Annotated in this window: 15 protein-coding genes; 7 read left to right on the top strand and 8 right to left on the bottom strand. The window is 73.5% G+C overall.

All coding sequences use genetic code 11. The annotated features are described in order from the left end of the window. Position 1 precedes the first annotated feature (1 nt). Genes DSM112329_RS19995 through DSM112329_RS19980 form a run of 4 tightly spaced genes read left to right on the top strand, consistent with a single transcriptional unit; the run spans position 2 to position 4,978 of the window. Positions 2-1,426 (top strand): deoxyribodipyrimidine photo-lyase, encoded by a 1,425-nt coding sequence (locus tag DSM112329_RS19995; protein WP_354698319.1) that lies wholly within the window; start codon positions 2-4, stop codon positions 1,424-1,426. Between the two features lie 45 nt (positions 1,427-1,471). Beyond that, a complete protein-coding gene (locus DSM112329_RS19990; protein WP_354698318.1) occupies positions 1,472-2,539 on the top strand; it encodes a hypothetical protein in 1,068 nt (355 codons plus the stop codon). 5 nt (positions 2,540-2,544) lie between these two features. Then, a complete protein-coding gene (locus tag DSM112329_RS19985; RefSeq protein WP_354698317.1) occupies positions 2,545-4,065 on the top strand; it encodes a cryptochrome/photolyase family protein in 1,521 nt (506 codons plus the stop codon). A 10-nt stretch (positions 4,066-4,075) separates the two neighbouring features. Then, positions 4,076-4,978 (top strand): alpha/beta hydrolase, encoded by a 903-nt coding sequence (locus DSM112329_RS19980; RefSeq protein WP_354698316.1) that lies wholly within the window; start codon positions 4,076-4,078, stop codon positions 4,976-4,978. 22 nt (positions 4,979-5,000) lie between these two features. On the opposite strand, the gene DSM112329_RS19975 is transcribed toward DSM112329_RS19980, so the two are convergent. After that, positions 5,001-5,912, bottom strand: coding sequence for a class I SAM-dependent methyltransferase (locus DSM112329_RS19975; protein ID WP_354698315.1), 912 nt, complete (start codon positions 5,910-5,912; stop codon positions 5,001-5,003). A gap of 104 nt (positions 5,913-6,016) precedes the next feature. Between DSM112329_RS19975 and DSM112329_RS19970 the strand changes: the two genes are divergently transcribed. Both DSM112329_RS19970 and DSM112329_RS19965 read left to right on the top strand, forming a co-directional pair. After that, complete coding sequence (locus DSM112329_RS19970; protein ID WP_354698314.1) at positions 6,017-6,805, top strand: methyltransferase domain-containing protein; 789 nt, start codon at positions 6,017-6,019, stop codon at positions 6,803-6,805. Then, positions 6,802-8,226: a 1,4-alpha-glucan branching protein domain-containing protein gene (locus DSM112329_RS19965; RefSeq protein WP_354698313.1), complete on the top strand. Its 1,425-nt coding sequence runs from the start codon at positions 6,802-6,804 to the stop codon at positions 8,224-8,226. The genes DSM112329_RS19970 and DSM112329_RS19965 overlap by 4 nt, the downstream gene beginning before the upstream one ends. Positions 8,227-8,793: 567 nt before the next feature. Here the strand turns inward: DSM112329_RS19965 and DSM112329_RS19960 are convergent. Both DSM112329_RS19960 and DSM112329_RS19955 read right to left on the bottom strand, forming a co-directional pair. Next, on the bottom strand, positions 8,794-9,081 hold the full coding sequence (locus tag DSM112329_RS19960; RefSeq protein WP_354698312.1) for a DUF3253 domain-containing protein: 288 nt from the start codon (positions 9,079-9,081) through the stop codon (positions 8,794-8,796). Positions 9,082-9,090: 9 nt separating this feature from the next. Beyond that, a complete protein-coding gene (locus DSM112329_RS19955; RefSeq protein WP_354698311.1) occupies positions 9,091-9,777 on the bottom strand; it encodes an acyltransferase in 687 nt (228 codons plus the stop codon). A 108-nt stretch (positions 9,778-9,885) separates the two neighbouring features. On the opposite strand from DSM112329_RS19955, the gene meaB reads away from it, so the two are divergent. Beyond that, on the top strand, positions 9,886-10,842 hold the full coding sequence (gene meaB / locus DSM112329_RS19950) for a methylmalonyl Co-A mutase-associated GTPase MeaB (protein ID WP_354698310.1): 957 nt from the start codon (positions 9,886-9,888) through the stop codon (positions 10,840-10,842). A 45-nt stretch (positions 10,843-10,887) separates the two neighbouring features. On the opposite strand, the gene DSM112329_RS19945 is transcribed toward meaB, so the two are convergent. The 5 genes from DSM112329_RS19945 to DSM112329_RS19925 form a co-directional block, all read right to left on the bottom strand. Continuing rightward, positions 10,888-12,159, bottom strand: coding sequence for a hypothetical protein (locus DSM112329_RS19945; RefSeq protein WP_354698309.1), 1,272 nt, complete (start codon positions 12,157-12,159; stop codon positions 10,888-10,890). A gap of 63 nt (positions 12,160-12,222) precedes the next feature. Continuing rightward, the gene (locus tag DSM112329_RS19940) at positions 12,223-12,681 is read right to left on the bottom strand and encodes a hypothetical protein (protein ID WP_354698308.1); all 459 of its coding nucleotides are present in this window, start codon (positions 12,679-12,681) and stop codon (positions 12,223-12,225) included. A gap of 53 nt (positions 12,682-12,734) precedes the next feature. Beyond that, positions 12,735-13,094, bottom strand: coding sequence for a CrcB family protein (locus DSM112329_RS19935; RefSeq protein WP_354698307.1), 360 nt, complete (start codon positions 13,092-13,094; stop codon positions 12,735-12,737). Next, a complete protein-coding gene (locus DSM112329_RS19930) occupies positions 13,091-13,525 on the bottom strand; it encodes a CrcB family protein (protein WP_354698306.1) in 435 nt (144 codons plus the stop codon). The genes DSM112329_RS19935 and DSM112329_RS19930 overlap by 4 nt, the downstream gene beginning before the upstream one ends. A gap of 127 nt (positions 13,526-13,652) precedes the next feature. Further along, positions 13,653-15,101 carry a leucyl aminopeptidase gene (locus tag DSM112329_RS19925; RefSeq protein WP_354698305.1) on the bottom strand — a complete coding sequence of 483 codons (1,449 nt, stop codon included), beginning with the start codon at positions 15,099-15,101 and terminating at the stop codon, positions 13,653-13,655. Positions 15,102-15,145 lie beyond the last annotated feature (44 nt).

Genomic DNA, 15,145 nt, shown 5'->3' with positions numbered 1-15,145 from the left:
CGTGCCCGGTTCCACCGCCCTGGTCTGGTTTCGCCGCGATCTGCGGGTCCACGATCACCCCTCGCTCGTCACCGCGCTGGCGGACTACGACCGCGTCGTCCCCGTCTTCGTCCTCGACCGCCGGCTGGCGACGGGACGCTACGCCTCGCCCGCCCGGACCGCGTTCATGCTCGGCTGCCTCCGTGAGCTGCGCGCCACGCTGAAGGACCTCGGCGGCGGCCTCGTCCTGCGGGACGGCGAAGCGACGAAGGAGCTGCTGGCCCTGGCGGAGGAGGTCGACGCCGAGGCCGTCCTCTGGGCCAGCGACGTCGGTCCCTACGCGCTCGCCCGCGACCGCGAGGTGATGGACGCGCTCAAGGACGCCGGTATCGCGCCGCGCCCGCAGCCGGGGAACTTCTGTGCGGACGTGTCCAAGCCGCGCACCGGCCAGGGCAAGCCGTACACGGTCTTCACGCCGTTCTGGAAGACCCACAGCAAGCTCGAGCGCCGGACCGTGCACCGCGCGCCCAAGGAGCTTCCGCCGCTGCCGTCGTCGCTGGCCGTCGGCCGCATCCCGTCGCTGGCGGACCTCGGGCTCGAGGACGACGTCCCGGCACCGGTCTGCGAGCCCGGCGAGGCGGCGGCCCGCGCGACGCTCGCCGCTTGGCTCGACGGTCCGATCGACCACTACGCCGCGCGTCACGACGACCTCAGCGGCGGCACGTCCGTGCTCTCCCCGCACGTGCGGTGGGGCACGCTGTCCGTCCGCGAGATGGAGGAGCGCGCCGGGGCCCGTAGCGGTGAGGGCGCCGCGGCGTTCACCCGTCAGCTCGCGTGGCGGGACTTCTACGCGCACGTCCTGCTGCTGCACCCGGGGAACACGCAGGCGGCCTTCCAAGAACGCTTCCGCAAGCTCGAGTGGGCGGACGACGAGGAGAGCATGGAGGCGTGGAAGGCCGGCCGCACCGGCTACCCGCTGGTGGACGCGGGGATGCGGCAGCTCGATCAGACCGGCTGGATGCACAACCGCGCCCGCATGGTCGTCGGCTCGTTCCTGACGAAGGACCTGCACCTGGACTGGCTCGCCGGCGAGCGCTGGTTCGCCCACAAGCTGCTCGACGGCGAGCCGCTGCAGAACAACGGCAACTGGCAATGGGTGGCGTCCACCGGCGTGGACCCGGCGCCCTACTTCCGGCGGATCTTCAACCCGACGCTGCAGGCGCAGAAGTTCGACCCGCAGGGGACGTACATCCGGCGCTGGGTCCCGGAGCTCGAAGGCGTGCCCGACAAGCACGTCCACGAGCCGTGGCGGATGAGCGACGACGAGCAGCAGGCGGCAAAGTGCGTCATCGGCGAGGACTATCCGGCGCCGATCGTGGAGCACAAGGCGGAGCGCGAGCGCGCGATGGAGCGCTACCGGGCTGTCAGCCCGTCCTCCGACAGCTGAGCCCGCGCCGGCGGGGTCGTCCGCCGCAGCGGTGATCCTGGGGCAGTGCCCGCCGCCGACCGCGCGACCCAGGAGGCTGCCTTCCGCCGGGCCGGGCTGCCGCTCTTCATCGACGACCGCCGCGCGGCCCGCGACGTCTGGACGCGGGCGCTGCCGGTCCTGTCGCTCGTGTTCTTCGTGGAGGTGCTGGGTGCGGTCGACCTCGACTTCACCTGGCTCGAGAACCTCGCGACGCTGACGGCCGGCCTGGCGATCCTGGTCGGCTCGTTCGCCGTCATCAACCGCCTGCGCCGCCGCCCCGCGCTCGCGCTGCCGGACACGGTCGGCCCGGTCGAGCTCGGCGCCTTCGTCGTGGTGCCGGCGCTGCTGCCGCTCGTCCTCAACGGGCAGACCACGAGCGCCGTGGTCACCGCTGCGGCCAACCTGTTGCTGCTCGCCCTGCTCTACGGCGTGATCGGCTTCGGGCTCGTGTACATCGTCGTGTGGACGGGGCGGCGGCTCCTCGGTCAGCTGGCCGTATCGCTGCAGCTCGCGGTGCGCGCCGTCCCGCTCCTGCTGTTGTTCAGCGTCGTGCTGTTCGTCAACACGGAGATGTGGCAGGTGTTCTCCGACATGCCCGACGCGACCCTGATCGCCACCGTCCTGCTCCTGACCACGCTCGGCGCCGGGTTCATCGCGGTCCGGCTCCCGCGCGAGGTCGCGACGCTCGAGGAGCAGGTCGGCGCCGGGCCGCCGCTGGACCCGCGCCAGCGCATCAACGTCGGCCTCGTGATGTTCGTCAGCCAGGCGCTGCAGGTGCTGGTGGTCAGCGCCGCCATCGGCGGCTTCTTCCTCGTCTTCGGGACGCTGACCATCTCCGACGACGTCATCGAGTCGTGGATCGGCCACGGCAGCCACCGCATCGTGCGCCTGGACCTGCTCGGCATCGACGCGCGCGTCTCCCGCGAGCTGCTGCGCGTGTCGACCGCGATCGCGGCGCTCAGCGGCCTCTACTACTCGATCGCGGTGCTGACGGACGGGACCTACCGTGAGGAGTTCCTGACCGAGCTCACGGCCGAGATGCGCTCGTCCTTCCAGCAGCGCGCCGACTACCTGAAGTCGCTCGCGCGCTGATCGCCGTGCCCGCCCCGGGGCGTACCCGTGGTGTGGGCCACACCGCGTTGATCCTGGGCGACCAGCTCCTGCCGGACCATCCCGCGCTCGACGGCGCCGACCGTGTCGTGCTCATCGAGTCCACGGCGATGCTGCGCCGCCGGCCCGTCCACCGCCAGCGGGCCCACGTGGTGCTGAGCGCGATGCGCCACCACGCCGACCGGCTGCGCGCGGACGGCATCGAGGTCGTGGAGCACCGCGGCGCAGAGTCGCTGGCCGGCGCCCTCGAGCCGCACGCGGGGGAGGACATCGTGGCCGCCGAGCCGAACGACCTGGGCGCGCGACGGGCGCTCGACGGGCTCGGCGTCCGGCAGCTGCCGTCGGCGCAGTTCCTGATCGCGCCCGAGGCGTTCGCGGGCTGGGCCGGCGGCCGCCGGCGGCTGCGGATGGAGGACTTCTACCGTGACCAGCGCCGCGCGCACCGGGTCCTGCTGGACGATGGCGGCGAGCCGCTCGGCGGCCGCTGGAACTTCGACGCCGACAACCGGCAGCCGCCGCCGAAGACCGGCCTGGAGGCCCCCGAGCCGTGGGCGCCGGACGAGGACGACATCGATGCGGCGGTCCGTGCCGACCTCGACGCGCTCGCAGCCGACGGAGTTGCGTTCTTCGGCGACGACGCGCCGCGGCGCTACGCCGTTACCCCGGACGAGGCCCGCAGCGCGCTCGCGGACTTCGTCGATCACCGCCTGCGCGACTTCGGCCCGTGGCAGGACGCGATGGCGGACCCGTCCCAGCCCTTCCTGTTCCACTCGCTGCTGTCGATCCCGCTCAACCTCGGCGTCCTGGACCCGCTCACCTGCGTGCGCGCGGCGGAGGACGCCTACCACGAGCACGACCTCCCGATCAGCTCGGTCGAGGGCTTCGTGCGGCAGGTCATCGGCTGGCGGGAGTACGTCTGGGGGATGTACTGGCTGCGGGCCGAGACGTGGCCGGACGCGAATGCGCTCGGCGCGGAGCTCCCGCTGCCGGACGGGTACCGCGGCACCGAGACGGGCTGGAAGTGCCTGGACACCGTGGTGGGCGGCGTGGCCGCCAACGGATACGCGCACCACATCGAGCGGCTGATGGTCCTGGGCACGATCGGCCTGACGGCGGGCATCCGCCCGTGGGAGCTCGTGCGCTGGTTCCAGACCGCGTTCGTGGACGGCGCGGAGTGGGTGATGGCGCCGAACGCCGCCGGCATGGCCCTCTTCGCCGACGGCGGCGAGATGGTGACCAAGCCGTACGCCGCGGGCGGCAACTACATCAACAAGATGTCGGGCCACTGCAAGGGCTGCCGCTACAAGCCGACCGAGAAGCACGGCGAGCGCGCCTGCCCGGTGACCGCGCTCTACTGGGACTTCGTCGACACGCACACCGAGCGCCTGGCGGCGAACAACCGCACCGCCCGGGCGGTCAGCACGTGGCGGCGGTTCGACCAGCCCACGCGGGAAGCCGTCCGCGAGCGGGCCGTCGCGGCACGGGTGGAGCTCGACGGTCGCGGGTAGGTTCGCCCGCATGCTCGAGGCCCGCCGCACGCAACCACCCGCACCCGAAGCGCCGACCCTGCCGGTCGGCTCCCTCGCGCGGCAGAGCGCGCCGCTGGACTGCGGGGACATCACGTACCTGCGCCACGGCAGCGGGGCGCCGCTGCTGCTCGTCCACGGCATCCCGACGTCCGCACGCCTGTGGGAGCCGCTGCTGGGTGCGCTCGGCGAGCGCTACGACTGCATCGCCGTCGACCTCAACGGCATGGGGCGCTCACGTCCGGCCCCGGGCGCGGACCTCGGCAGTCCCGGACAGGCGGACATGCTCGCCGCGCTGCTGGACCACCTCGGGATCGAGGAGGTGCTGCTCGTCCTGCACGACCAGGGCGGCGCGCACGGCCAGCAGCTGCTGGTCCGCCATCCGCACCGCGTCCGCGCCGTGGCGTTCTGCGACGTCGTCTGCTTCGACAACTGGAAGGTCCCGGCGATCGCGGCGATGGAGCAGCTGGCCGCCCGGCCCGCGCTGGCGCGGATCCTCGGGCGCGGCCGGCTGATCCAGGCCCCCATGCGGGCCGTCTGGCCGCTGCCGCAGACCGTCCGGCGCGGCCGGATCGCGGATGCCCTGGTCGACGACTGGTTCCACGCGCTGGACACCGGCGACGGGCTCGACGCCTGGTGCGCCTACGTCGGCGCCCAGGATCCGCGCTGGACGATCGACGCGGTCCCGACGCTCGCGGCGTGGGACAAGCCCGCCCGGGTCCTGTGGGCGACCGACGACCGGTTCCTCCCGGTCCGCTGGGCCGTGAAGCTCGCGACGACGCTCCCGACCGCGCCGGACGCGCCGACGCTGCTGCCGGACGCGGGGCACTTCTGGCAGGCCGAGGTCCCGCAGACGGGCGCCCGCGAGCTGCTCGCCTTCCTCGACGGCGTCTGACGAGCCCGTCCGGCGGCGTCGCTCAGGCGGGCTTCTGGGCCGCGATCATCAGGTTGTAGAAGATCGCCGGCGGCAGGCGGGACTCGAGGAGCGTGCGGTCGACCGCCTGCAGCGCGATGTAGCCGCGGTAGGCGTACTGGCGCCACCAGTTCGGGACGTCCTGCTGGTCGGCGGAGGCCTCCAGCGCGCGGTTCGTCCAGCCGAACCAGTTGGCCAGCAGCTCCTCGCCGATCACGTCGACGTCGGTGAACCCCGCGCCGCGGGCGAACGCCGAGAGGTCGCTCGGGACGAACGCATGCACGTCGACCGAGCCCTCGAGCTGGTGGTTCTCGGCGCCGCCGTCCGACCAGCCCTCGGCGGCGGGACGCGCACGCAGAGCTGCGCGCCAGGCCGGCGCGACGCGGGTCGCGGCGCGCTTCGGGTAGGCCGCGATCCGGTCGCCGACGCGGGACGGCTCGCCGGCGAACATGACCGAGCCGCCGGGTCGCAGGACGCGGAAGAACTCGTCGAACGCGCGGTCGAGGTTCGGCAGGTGGTGCAGGACGGCATGACCCAGGACCAGGTCGAACGACGCGTCCGGGAACGGCAGCGCCTCGGCGTCCGCGACCTGCGTCGTCACTTCGAGACCGAGCCGCTCCGCGTTGCCCGCGAGCGTCTCCATCATCCCCGTCGAGATGTCGGTGCAGACCGCTTCGCGGATGACCCCGGCCTGCATCATGTTCAGCGTGAAGTAGCCGGTGCCCGCGCCGATCTCCAGCGCGCGGTCGAAGCTGCCGTGGCCGGCGCCGAGCGCCTTGCGCACCTTCTGCAGGACCTGCCGCCGGCCGATCTCGCCGTAGTCGATGCCCCACTTGGCGTCGTAGTCCGCCGCCGCACCGTCGTGGTAGCGGGTGTTGACGTCGCGGATCTCCTCGGCGGTCTCAGGTGCGGCCATGGCGCGGAAGGGTACGCCGCCGGGCGAACGCCCGCGTTCAGCATCGGCCGTCGGCCCGCCCACCGCCCGGCCGCGGCCGAGCGTCCGCGACTACTGTTCCCGCCGTGTCCGACACCCAGACGCTCTACCTCCAGCAGGACCAGCCGGACGGCGTGCCGCCGCTCGCGCTGACCGGCGAGCGCACGCTGCCGGACGTCCCGCTGGAGAACTACTGGTTCCGCCGCCACCTCGTCGTCTACGAGTGGATCCGTGCCCGCGTCGGCGGCCTGGACGTGGTCGACATGGCCTGCGGCGAGGGCTACGGGTCCGACGTCCTCGCCCGCACCGCGAAGTCCGTGGTCGGCGTCGACGCCAACCCGGAGGCGCACGAGCACGCGCGCCTGAGGTACACCGGCGCGAACGTGCGCTTCGCCCGCGACCTCGTGGAGACGTTCGCCGATCCCGCCGACGTCGTCGTCTTCCTGCAGACGATCGAGCACGTCCGCAACCCGGACGAGATCCTCGAGCACTTCAAGTCGATGACCGCCGCCAGCGCCGCGCCGGCCGCGTACGTCACGACGCCGAACCTGCTGACGCTCGCGCCCGAGGGTGCGGAGAAGTCCGAGAACCCGTGGCACATCAAGGAGTACCGCGCCGACGAGTTCCGCGCGCTGTGCGAGGCGCACTACGGGACCGTGGAGCTGTACGGGCTCTTCCACGCGGGCAAGCTGGGCATTCACCAGTTCGCGATCGAGAACCTCGGGTGGGACCGGGTCCACAAGACCCTGCGGTTCTCCAAGCCGTTCTACGACCGCTTCACGCCGGCGATCTCGACGGGCGACTTCGCCATCCGGCCGGCGGACGAGTGCGACCTGGACGGCGCGCTCGACTTCCTCGCCGTCTGCCGGCCATGAGCGCCGCGGGCGACGGCCCGGGCGCGCTCGCGATCGTCCTGCACTCCCACATGCCGTACGTGGAGGGCTTCGGGACGTGGCCGTTCGGGGAGGAGTGGCTCTTCGAGGCGCTCGCCACCTGCTACCTGCCGCTGCTCGACGTGCTCGACGGACCGGGCGGGGACGCGGTCACGTTGAGCCTGACGCCCGTCCTCGTGGACCAGCTGAGCGCGCCGGGGCTGGGGGAGCGGTTCGCCGCCTTCCTGAAGGACGTGCGCCGCGCCTCGCACGCGCTCGACGTCGACGGCTGCCGCGCGTCCGGCCACGACGACCTCGCTGCCGCACTCGAGCTGGCGGCCGGCGACTACGAGCGCGCGCTCGAGCGGTTCGGGACGCTCACCGCCGGCGACGAGCTCGGCGTCGTCCGGGCGCTGGCTCCCCACGCGGCGTGGACCAGCAGCGCGACGCACGCCGTGCTGCCGCTGATCGCGACCGAGGCCGGCGTCCAGCTGCAGCTGCGGGCCGGCATCGACGGGCACCGCGAGCGGTTCGACGCCGCGCGGCCGTGGCGCGGCGGCTTCTGGCTGCCCGAGTGCGCGCACGCCCCGTGGCTGGACCCGCTGCTGGAGGGGGCCGGGGTCCACGCGACCTGCGTCGACCTGACCGACGTCCTCGGCGGCCACGGCGCACCGGGTCACCTGACGCCGTACCGGACCGCGGCCGGCCCGCTGCTGGTGCCGATCGACCGCGCGGTGATGGAGCTCGTGTGGTCCGACGGCGGGTACCCGGCCCACGGCAGCTACCGCGACTACCACCATCGCACGACCCACGACCACCACCCGTGGTCGGTGGACGGCAGCGTGTACGACCGCTCGCGCGCGCTGGACAGGGTTCGGACGGACGCCGCGCACTTCGTCGCCGCCGCCCGCGAGCGCGTCGCCGAGGGCGGGCTCAGCGTGTGCGCGCTGGACACCGAGCTGCTGGGGCACTGGTGGTACGAGGGCGTCGACTGGCTGGCAGCGGTCCTCGACGAGGCGCGCGTCCAGGGGCTGCGGATCGTCCACCTCGACGACGCCCTCGCGGAGTTCCCGGCAGCGGATCCGATCGACCCGGGAACGACGTCGTGGGGGACGCCGCGCGACCTCAGCACCTGGGACGCGCCGGCAGTCGCCGACCTCGCCTGGCAGGCGCGGTCGGCTGAGCTCGCCGTGGTCGCGGCCGGGCCCGACGCAGACCCGCGCGCCGTCCGCGAGCTGCTCGCGCTGCAGTCGAGCGACTGGGCGTTCATGGTGACGCGGACGCTGGCGGGCGAGTACCCGGTCGAGCGGGCGGCGGGCCACCACACCGCGCTGGTCGATGCCCTGCGCTCGCCGGGCTCGGCGGATCCGGCGGTCCGGTCGCTGGCACCGTACGCGCGCGCGGCGACACTCCTGGCCCCCTGACCGCCTTGGTCGGTTCCGGGCGAAGAGGGGTAGCGCTGTGTGGCAGGAGGCGCGCTCTCGTAGGACGCGAGGTTCGGTGGCGCTGACGTTGATCGCCGCACGGAGGCGATCGCTCTTTTACAGCGGGCCGGGACGGCGGTGTGCGCTGGGTGGCTGTCCGGGCCTGGACGCGGGGCGTCACTCGGGGCGGCGGGCTCAGGGACCGTGTGCGCTCAGGTCGTCATACGAGTTCTGCTGCACGAAGTCCCGGCACCGTGGCGCCGAACGTCGATCATTCGTCGCCAGAGAGAGCAGGATCGACGTTCGTCTCCCGCAGGGCGTCGATCGCTGCGCGCAGACCAAACGGCATGCCCCGAGTGACGCTCAGCGTCACTGACGGCATCCGGTGTCGCGGCGACCGCAGCCTCGGCCCCGCACCCAGGGGTGAACCCGCAACGACGCGTTCACCCCGTCCCGGCCCGCCGTTTCCGAGGCCGTCAGGACCACGTCGGTCCTCGGCGTCAGCGCCACAGACCCCCCACCACCAGGCCGACCACGCCATCAATTCGAGCGCGGAGGACCGACCCGTCAGTCCGCTGCCGGGACCGACCGCAGCCGGATCGGCCCGCGCGCCTCGCGGCCGTCGACGACCTCGCCACCCTGGGTCACCTCCAGCGACCCCGCGTCCACCAGCCCGAACGCCACCCGCCGCACGTCGTCCATCAACGGGCGGAAGTCGGCGTCGCCGGCCAGGTCCCTGGCGGCCTCGGACGGGCAGATCGTCTTCCCCTCGTCCCGAGCCGCCAGCAAGCGCTCGATCGACTCGCGGATCGCGGCGTCGTCGGGAGCCGGAGCGGAGTCGCCGGGTGCCGCCATGGACGCCGCCTACTCCCAGCGCATCGTCGCCGGGGTGTCCCGCATCCGCGAGACCCGCGCCGGCACGCCCGCGCTGACCGCGTTCGCCGGGACGTCCCGGGTCACGACGCTGCTGGTCCCGACGACCGCGTTGTCGCCGACCGTCACCCCACGCAGGAACGACGCGCCGTACCCGATCCACACGTTGTGCCCGATGCGCACGTCGCGCATGTAGATGCCCTGGTTGCGGATCGGCCGATCGCTCTCGACGACGCCGTGGTCGAAGTCGATGAACATCGCGCGGTCGGCGATGATGCACTCGCGGCCGATCGAGACGTGCTGGTAGCAGCTGATCGTGCATTCCTGTCCGAGCACGGACTTCGCGCCGATGTGCACCTCGCCCTCGTGGCAGCGGACCTTCGTCCCGTGCCCGAGCCACGCCCAGCGCCCCAGGTGGACGACGGCGTTCGGCCCGATCTCGAAGTGCACGCCCGGGCAGATGAACGCGAGCCCATCCGTCTTGAGGCGACCGCGGAACTTCAGCTTCAGCCACAGCCAGCGGGCGATCAGCACCACGTAATAGCGGTTGACCATGTTGTGGCTGCGGGCGAACCGCACGAACGCCAGCGGCCCGCCGCTGAGCGGAGCCGGGCCGCGCCGAGGCGGAACCTGAGCGGTCACGGGACCGTCGTCGGGGATGGTGAGCACGGGCTCCACGGCGCGACATGCTCCCACACGTGGACGTGCGGGATCGCCGGACGACCGCCCGGGCGGACGACACCGACACCCCGGGTGCGCGCCTCCCCTGGCATGATCCGCCGCCGGATGACCGACGACCCGAAGCCCAGCCTCGCGCAGCGCCTGCTCGACGGGGACAAGCGAGCGCTCGCCCGCGCGATCACCCTGGTGGAGTCCGACGATCCTGCCGGCTGGGACCTGGTCCGCGAGGTCTACCCGCACACCGGCAAGGCGTCGATCCTGGGCTTCACCGGCGCGCCCGGCGCCGGCAAGTCGACGCTGATCGGCGCGCTCGTCAAGAACCGCCGCGCGCTCGAGCGCGAGGTCGCCGTCCTCAGCATCGACCCCTCGTCGCCGTTCACGAAGGGCGCGCTGCTCGGCGACCGGATCCGGCTGACCGAGCACTTCCTCGACCCCGGCGTCTTCATCCGCTCGATGGCGAACCGCGGCGCGCTCGGCGGGCTCAGCGAGGCGGCGCTCCAGGCGGCATTGCTGATGGACGCCTCCGGCAAGGAGGACGTCTTCCTGGAGACCGTCGGCGTCGGCCAGGCCGAGATCGACGTCATCGACCACGCGGACACCGTCGTGCTGGTCCTGATGCCGGGCAGCGGCGACTCGATCCAGGCCCTGAAGGCGGGGATCATGGAGATCCCGGACGTCATCGTCGTCAACAAGGCCGACCACCCGCTGACGGACACGATGGTCCGCGAGATCCGCGGCGTCCTGTCGCTGGCGCCGCAGGTCGGCTGGCGCGTCCCGATCGTCAAGACCGAGGCCGTCCGCGGCAAGGGCATCGAGGAGCTCGTCGAGAAGCTCGACGAGCATCGCAAGTTCATCGAGGAGGAGGGCACGCTCTCCGACCGCCGTCGCCGCAACCTGGAGAACGAGGTCCTGGCCATCTGCACGGCGCGCCTGCGCCGCGAGCTCGAGGAGCGCCTGTCCAAGGACGAGTCCTACGCCGCGCTGCTCGAGCGCGTGGTCAAGCGGGAGCTCGACCCGGCGAGCGCGGCGACGCAGGTCCTGTCGGACCTCAAGGGCGACTGACCGACGGCCGCGCGCCATCGGTCTGCCGAGGATCGCCGGGACGCGTCAACCCAGGTCCGGCAGCACCCGCTCGGCCCCGCCCAGGGGCAGCGGGCCCCGCGGCGGCGCGGTCCCCGCACCGTCGTCCAGCCGCGCGCCCGCCAGGAACCACACCGCACCGGCGACCGTGACCGCCGCCAGCGCCGCGCCGACCCGCGGCTGACGGCGCAGCCCCAGCGCCACCAACGCGGCGGCGCACGGCAGGATCACGACCACGTCCGGCGGCGCGAGCCACGGCCCGTGCAGCGACGGACGGGCGAACACCGCGCACGCCACCCCGGCGGCTGCGATCAGCGCCAGCAGCGTGCTCGTGACCTCGACGTCGATCTGGTCGGCGATGAAGCTCGCCAGCCGCTCGCGGCGTGAGCGGACCAGCACGACGAGCGCGACCAGCGCCAGGACGACGACCGGCGCCCACCGGATCAGGCCGGCCTCGCGGTCCACGAACACGCCGAGGATCCGAGGCAGCCGCTCGAGCTGCTGCGCGACGTCCTCAGCACCCGTGGGGGAGCCGCCCGACAGGCGCGATGACACCGGCGTCAGACCGCCGAAGACGCGGTCGTTGACCGTGATGAAGACGACGGCGGACGTCAGGACGACCTCCAGCGCCACGAAGCCCGTGAACGCGCGCCCGCGCCGCCGCAGCCAGCGCCAGAGCGCGACCGCGATCACCGCGCCGGGCAGCGCGAGGTGCACGTCGAGCCAGGCCGTCAGCGCCAGGCAGGCCGCACACCAGAACGTCCAGCGCAGGCGCGGGCGCTCGCGGATCCGGAGCGCGAGCAGTGCCCCGCCGGTGATGAGGACGGCACCCGCGGCGACCGGCGCGACCGTGGTCGACGCTGCGAGCGCCGGGGGTGACAGTCCCACGAGGAGCGCGCTGCGCGTGGCCCACGGCTCGGGGACGAGGCGCCGGGCGAGCGCAGCGCCGAGCGTGAACGCGAGTGCCAGCAGCAGGGCGCACTGCAGCTCGACGAGGGTCGGCCCGCCCAGGGCGTAGGCCGGGGCGATCAGCAACGGGAAGCCGATGCCCTGCGGCTCGACGAGCCGGCCCTCGGTGAGGCCGGCGGTGGGGCGCAGCACCGGACCGTCCCAGCGGTCCCAGGTGCGCTGCGCGTACTGGTCACGGAGGTCGAGGTCACCGTCCTCGGAGATCGACGCGGCCGTCAGGAGCCGGTGCGCCTCCGCGCCGCTGTAGCGCTGGCCCGGCGCGGCGCGCAGGCCGATGGTCGCCGCGTAGGCGACCAGCAGCAGCAGGAAGATGGCGAGCCAGCGCCGCACCGGCGGCAGTGTGTCAGGACGGGTGACCGCGGACGCCGCGCCGCCCCCGCAATGACGTCGGGATCAGCGGCGGACGAGCACGCGCGCAGCGTCGCCGACCCGGGTGCCGCCCGTCGCGCGGTCGAGCTCGATGACGGTGACGCCGACGCTCTTCACCTTCCGCGGGAAGCTCTTCGTGAACGAGTAGCCCACGCCGTTCCTGGCCTTGCACTTCTTCTCGTCGCTACGGACCGTCGTCCCGTACCCGCCGCCGACGAAGTTGACCTTGAACTCGATGTAGGCGCCGTATCCGTCACCGGGGCACATGTCGTTGATGCGGCCGGTCACCTTCACCTTCTTGGGGCCGCTGAAGGCGATCTTGCCGTAGCCATGGGCCTGGCCGCCGTTGCCGCCCTTCGCGGTGGTCAGGTCGAACGGCTTGCCGCCGGCCGCGGCCGCGCCGGTGGTCCCGGCGGCAGCGGCAACGGCCGCGACCAGGGCGGCGGTCGCGATGGCGGTGCGGCGTGTCTCGAGGATGCGCATGCCCTGGTCCTCTCCGTGGAGCGCCGGCGCGCCACCCGCGTCTCACGCTTCTCTCACGAAAGGGCGACGCCGGCCGCACGGCCCGCCGCCGCCGCGACGAGGCCCGCGACCAACGCGCCCAGCAGCAGGGCGGCCGCGGCCGAGCGCCGTCCGCCCTGCCACAGCGCCAGGCACTCGTGCATCCAGGTCGAGAACGTGGTGAACGCCCCCAGCAGGCCGGTACCGGCGATGAGGTACGTGGTCGACCGCACGTCGCAGCCCGCGAGCACCCCCAGGAGGAAGGCCCCGATCAGGTTGACGGCCAGCGTCCCGCGCCACGGGACGCCACGGCCCAGCAGCAGGGTCCCGTAGACGCGCGCCACGGATCCCGCGCCGCCGACCGCCCCGACCGCGACCCAGGTGGCGGCGCTCAACGGCCTGCCTCCGGGGCGACGAGCCGGCCGCCCGCCCAGCACGCGGCCAGCCCGGCGGCCAGCGACGCGGCGCCGTAGCCGGCGGCCAGGCCGGTGTGCCCGTCCCGCAGCATCGACACGAGCTCCAGCTGGAGCGTGCTGAACGTCGTGAGCGCGCCGCAGAACCCGGTGCCGAGCAGCGCGCGGGGGACCCCCGGGGTCACTCGATGTGCCACCACGTCCGCCGGTGGCAGGTGGTGGCACATCGAGCCCGCTTGTGGCCGCGCGTCGCCCGGCACCCCGCGGGCGAACCGCACCGCCACCGCCCCCAGCACGAACGCGCCCACGACGTTCACCAGGAACGTCGCCCACGGCCAGTCGCCGCCGCCGTGGCCCCAGTGCTCCGCGAGCGATGCCCGGGCCAGCGCGCCGACCACACCGCCCGCGAACACGGCTCCGGCCTCCAGTGCGCCGGGACCGGGACGGCGACCCGGCCCCAGACCGCCGGCCCCTCGGCCGGAGGCAGTCACCGGGACGGACGACGACGTCCCAACCGGCGGGCGAGCGGCCACCGCGTCGTCAGGCTGCCGCGTGCGCCTGCGCAAGCGCCACGAGCAGCCGGACCCCGAACCCGCTGCCGCCCTTCGGCGCCCACGGCTTGCCGAGGTCGTAGCCGACCCCCGCGATGTCCAGATGCGCCCACGGGACGTCGTCGCCGGCGAAGCGATGCAGGAACTCCGCACCGGAGATCGGGTGCGCCTTCTTGTCCTCCGGCGAGTTCGTCAGGTCGGCGTAACGGCCCTTGACGCGGTCGGCGTACTCGGGGTCCAGTGGCAGCCGCCACAGCCGCTCGCCGCTGCGCGCACCCGCGGCCTGCACGACGTCGAACCAGCGCTCGTCGTTGGCGAACACGCCCGCGTAGGTGCTGCCCAGCGCCGTCACGACCCCGCCGGTCAGCGTGGCCACGTCGACCAGCCGCTCCGCGCCGAGCTCGATCGCGTGCGTCAGGCAGTCGCCCAGCACGAGGCGGCCCTCGGCGTCCGTGTTGTCGACCTCGATCGTCAGCCCGTTCATCGCGCGGACGATGTCGCCCGGCTTGACCGCCGAGCCGTTGATCGTGTTCTCGGTCGAGCCGACGACCGCGACGATCCGCACCGGCAGCGCCAGCGCCGCGATCGCCTGCATCGCGCCCAGGACCGCGCCCCCGCCGCTCATGTCGAACTTCATCCGGTGCATGCTGCCCGCGGGCTTGATCGACAGGCCGCCGGTGTCGTGGGTGACGGCCTTGCCGACGAACCCGAGCAGCGGGCCGGTCGCGTCCGGCGGCTCGTACCGCAGGACGATCAGCGCAGGCTCGACGTCGGTGCCCTGGGCGACCGCGGCGAACGCGCCCATCCCGCGGGCGACGATCTCCGCGCGGCCCTCGACCCGGGCGGTGATGTGGTCGTGCGCGTCCGCGAGCGTCAGCGCGAACTCGGCCAGCGCGGTCGGGGTGAGGTCGTTCGCGGGACGGTCCTGCAGCTCGCGCGTCGCGTTCTGGGCGCGCGCCACGACGGCCGCGCGGTCGACGGTGACGACGCGGGACTCGTGATCGCTGACGAGCAGCTCCGCCGGGGCCGCGGCGTCGTCCTTCGCCCCCGACTTGAAGGCGGTGAAGCGGTAGGACGCGAGGACGGTGCCCTCGACGAAGCCGCCCGCCTGGTCGTCGTCGAGGCGATGCGGCAGCTCCCAGCAGAGGACGGTGGTCCCCAGGTCGCGACAGCGGGCGTAGACCGTGGCGGCGGCGACGCGGGCGCGCTCGGCGTCGAAGCGGTCGCGGTCGCCCAGCCCGACGAGGATCCAGCGCTTGCCGGCAGCGTGCGTCTGGGCCAGGTGCCGGAAGCTCGTCTGCGCCTCGCCGCTGTCGAGCAGCCGCTGGAGCGCCCCGCCCTCCACGTCGTGCGCGACGCGCTTGCCGTCGAAGACGCCGATCGCGACGGTGTCCGCCGCAGTGTCGATGGGGGCGGTCGTCGTCGCGCGCACAAGCATGTGGCGGCAGGCTACCGACGGTCCCGGGCACGCCCCGGCCCGGA

Origin of the sequence: Paraconexibacter sp. AEG42_29, from assembly GCF_040581415.1 — a bacterium.
Classification (GTDB): domain Bacteria; phylum Actinomycetota; class Thermoleophilia; order Solirubrobacterales; family Solirubrobacteraceae; genus Paraconexibacter.
The sequence above is the reverse complement of the archived record's forward strand: the minus strand, read 5'-3'. Positions and strand labels throughout refer to the sequence as shown.

Excerpts from the sequence above, each read along its gene's own strand:
- DSM112329_RS19980 (WP_354698316.1), top strand. The coding sequence starts at position 4,076 with ATGCTCGAGGCCCGCCGCACGCAACCACCCGCACCCGAAGCGCCGACC.
- DSM112329_RS19975 (WP_354698315.1), bottom strand. The coding sequence starts at position 5,912 with ATGGCCGCACCTGAGACCGCCGAGGAGATCCGCGACGTCAACACCCGC.
- DSM112329_RS19965 (WP_354698313.1), top strand. The coding sequence starts at position 6,802 with ATGAGCGCCGCGGGCGACGGCCCGGGCGCGCTCGCGATCGTCCTGCAC.
- DSM112329_RS19960 (WP_354698312.1), bottom strand. The coding sequence starts at position 9,081 with ATGGCGGCACCCGGCGACTCCGCTCCGGCTCCCGACGACGCCGCGATC.
- meaB (WP_354698310.1), top strand. The coding sequence starts at position 9,886 with ATGACCGACGACCCGAAGCCCAGCCTCGCGCAGCGCCTGCTCGACGGG.
- DSM112329_RS19940 (WP_354698308.1), bottom strand. The coding sequence starts at position 12,681 with ATGCGCATCCTCGAGACACGCCGCACCGCCATCGCGACCGCCGCCCTG.
- DSM112329_RS19925 (WP_354698305.1), bottom strand. The coding sequence starts at position 15,101 with ATGCTTGTGCGCGCGACGACGACCGCCCCCATCGACACTGCGGCGGAC.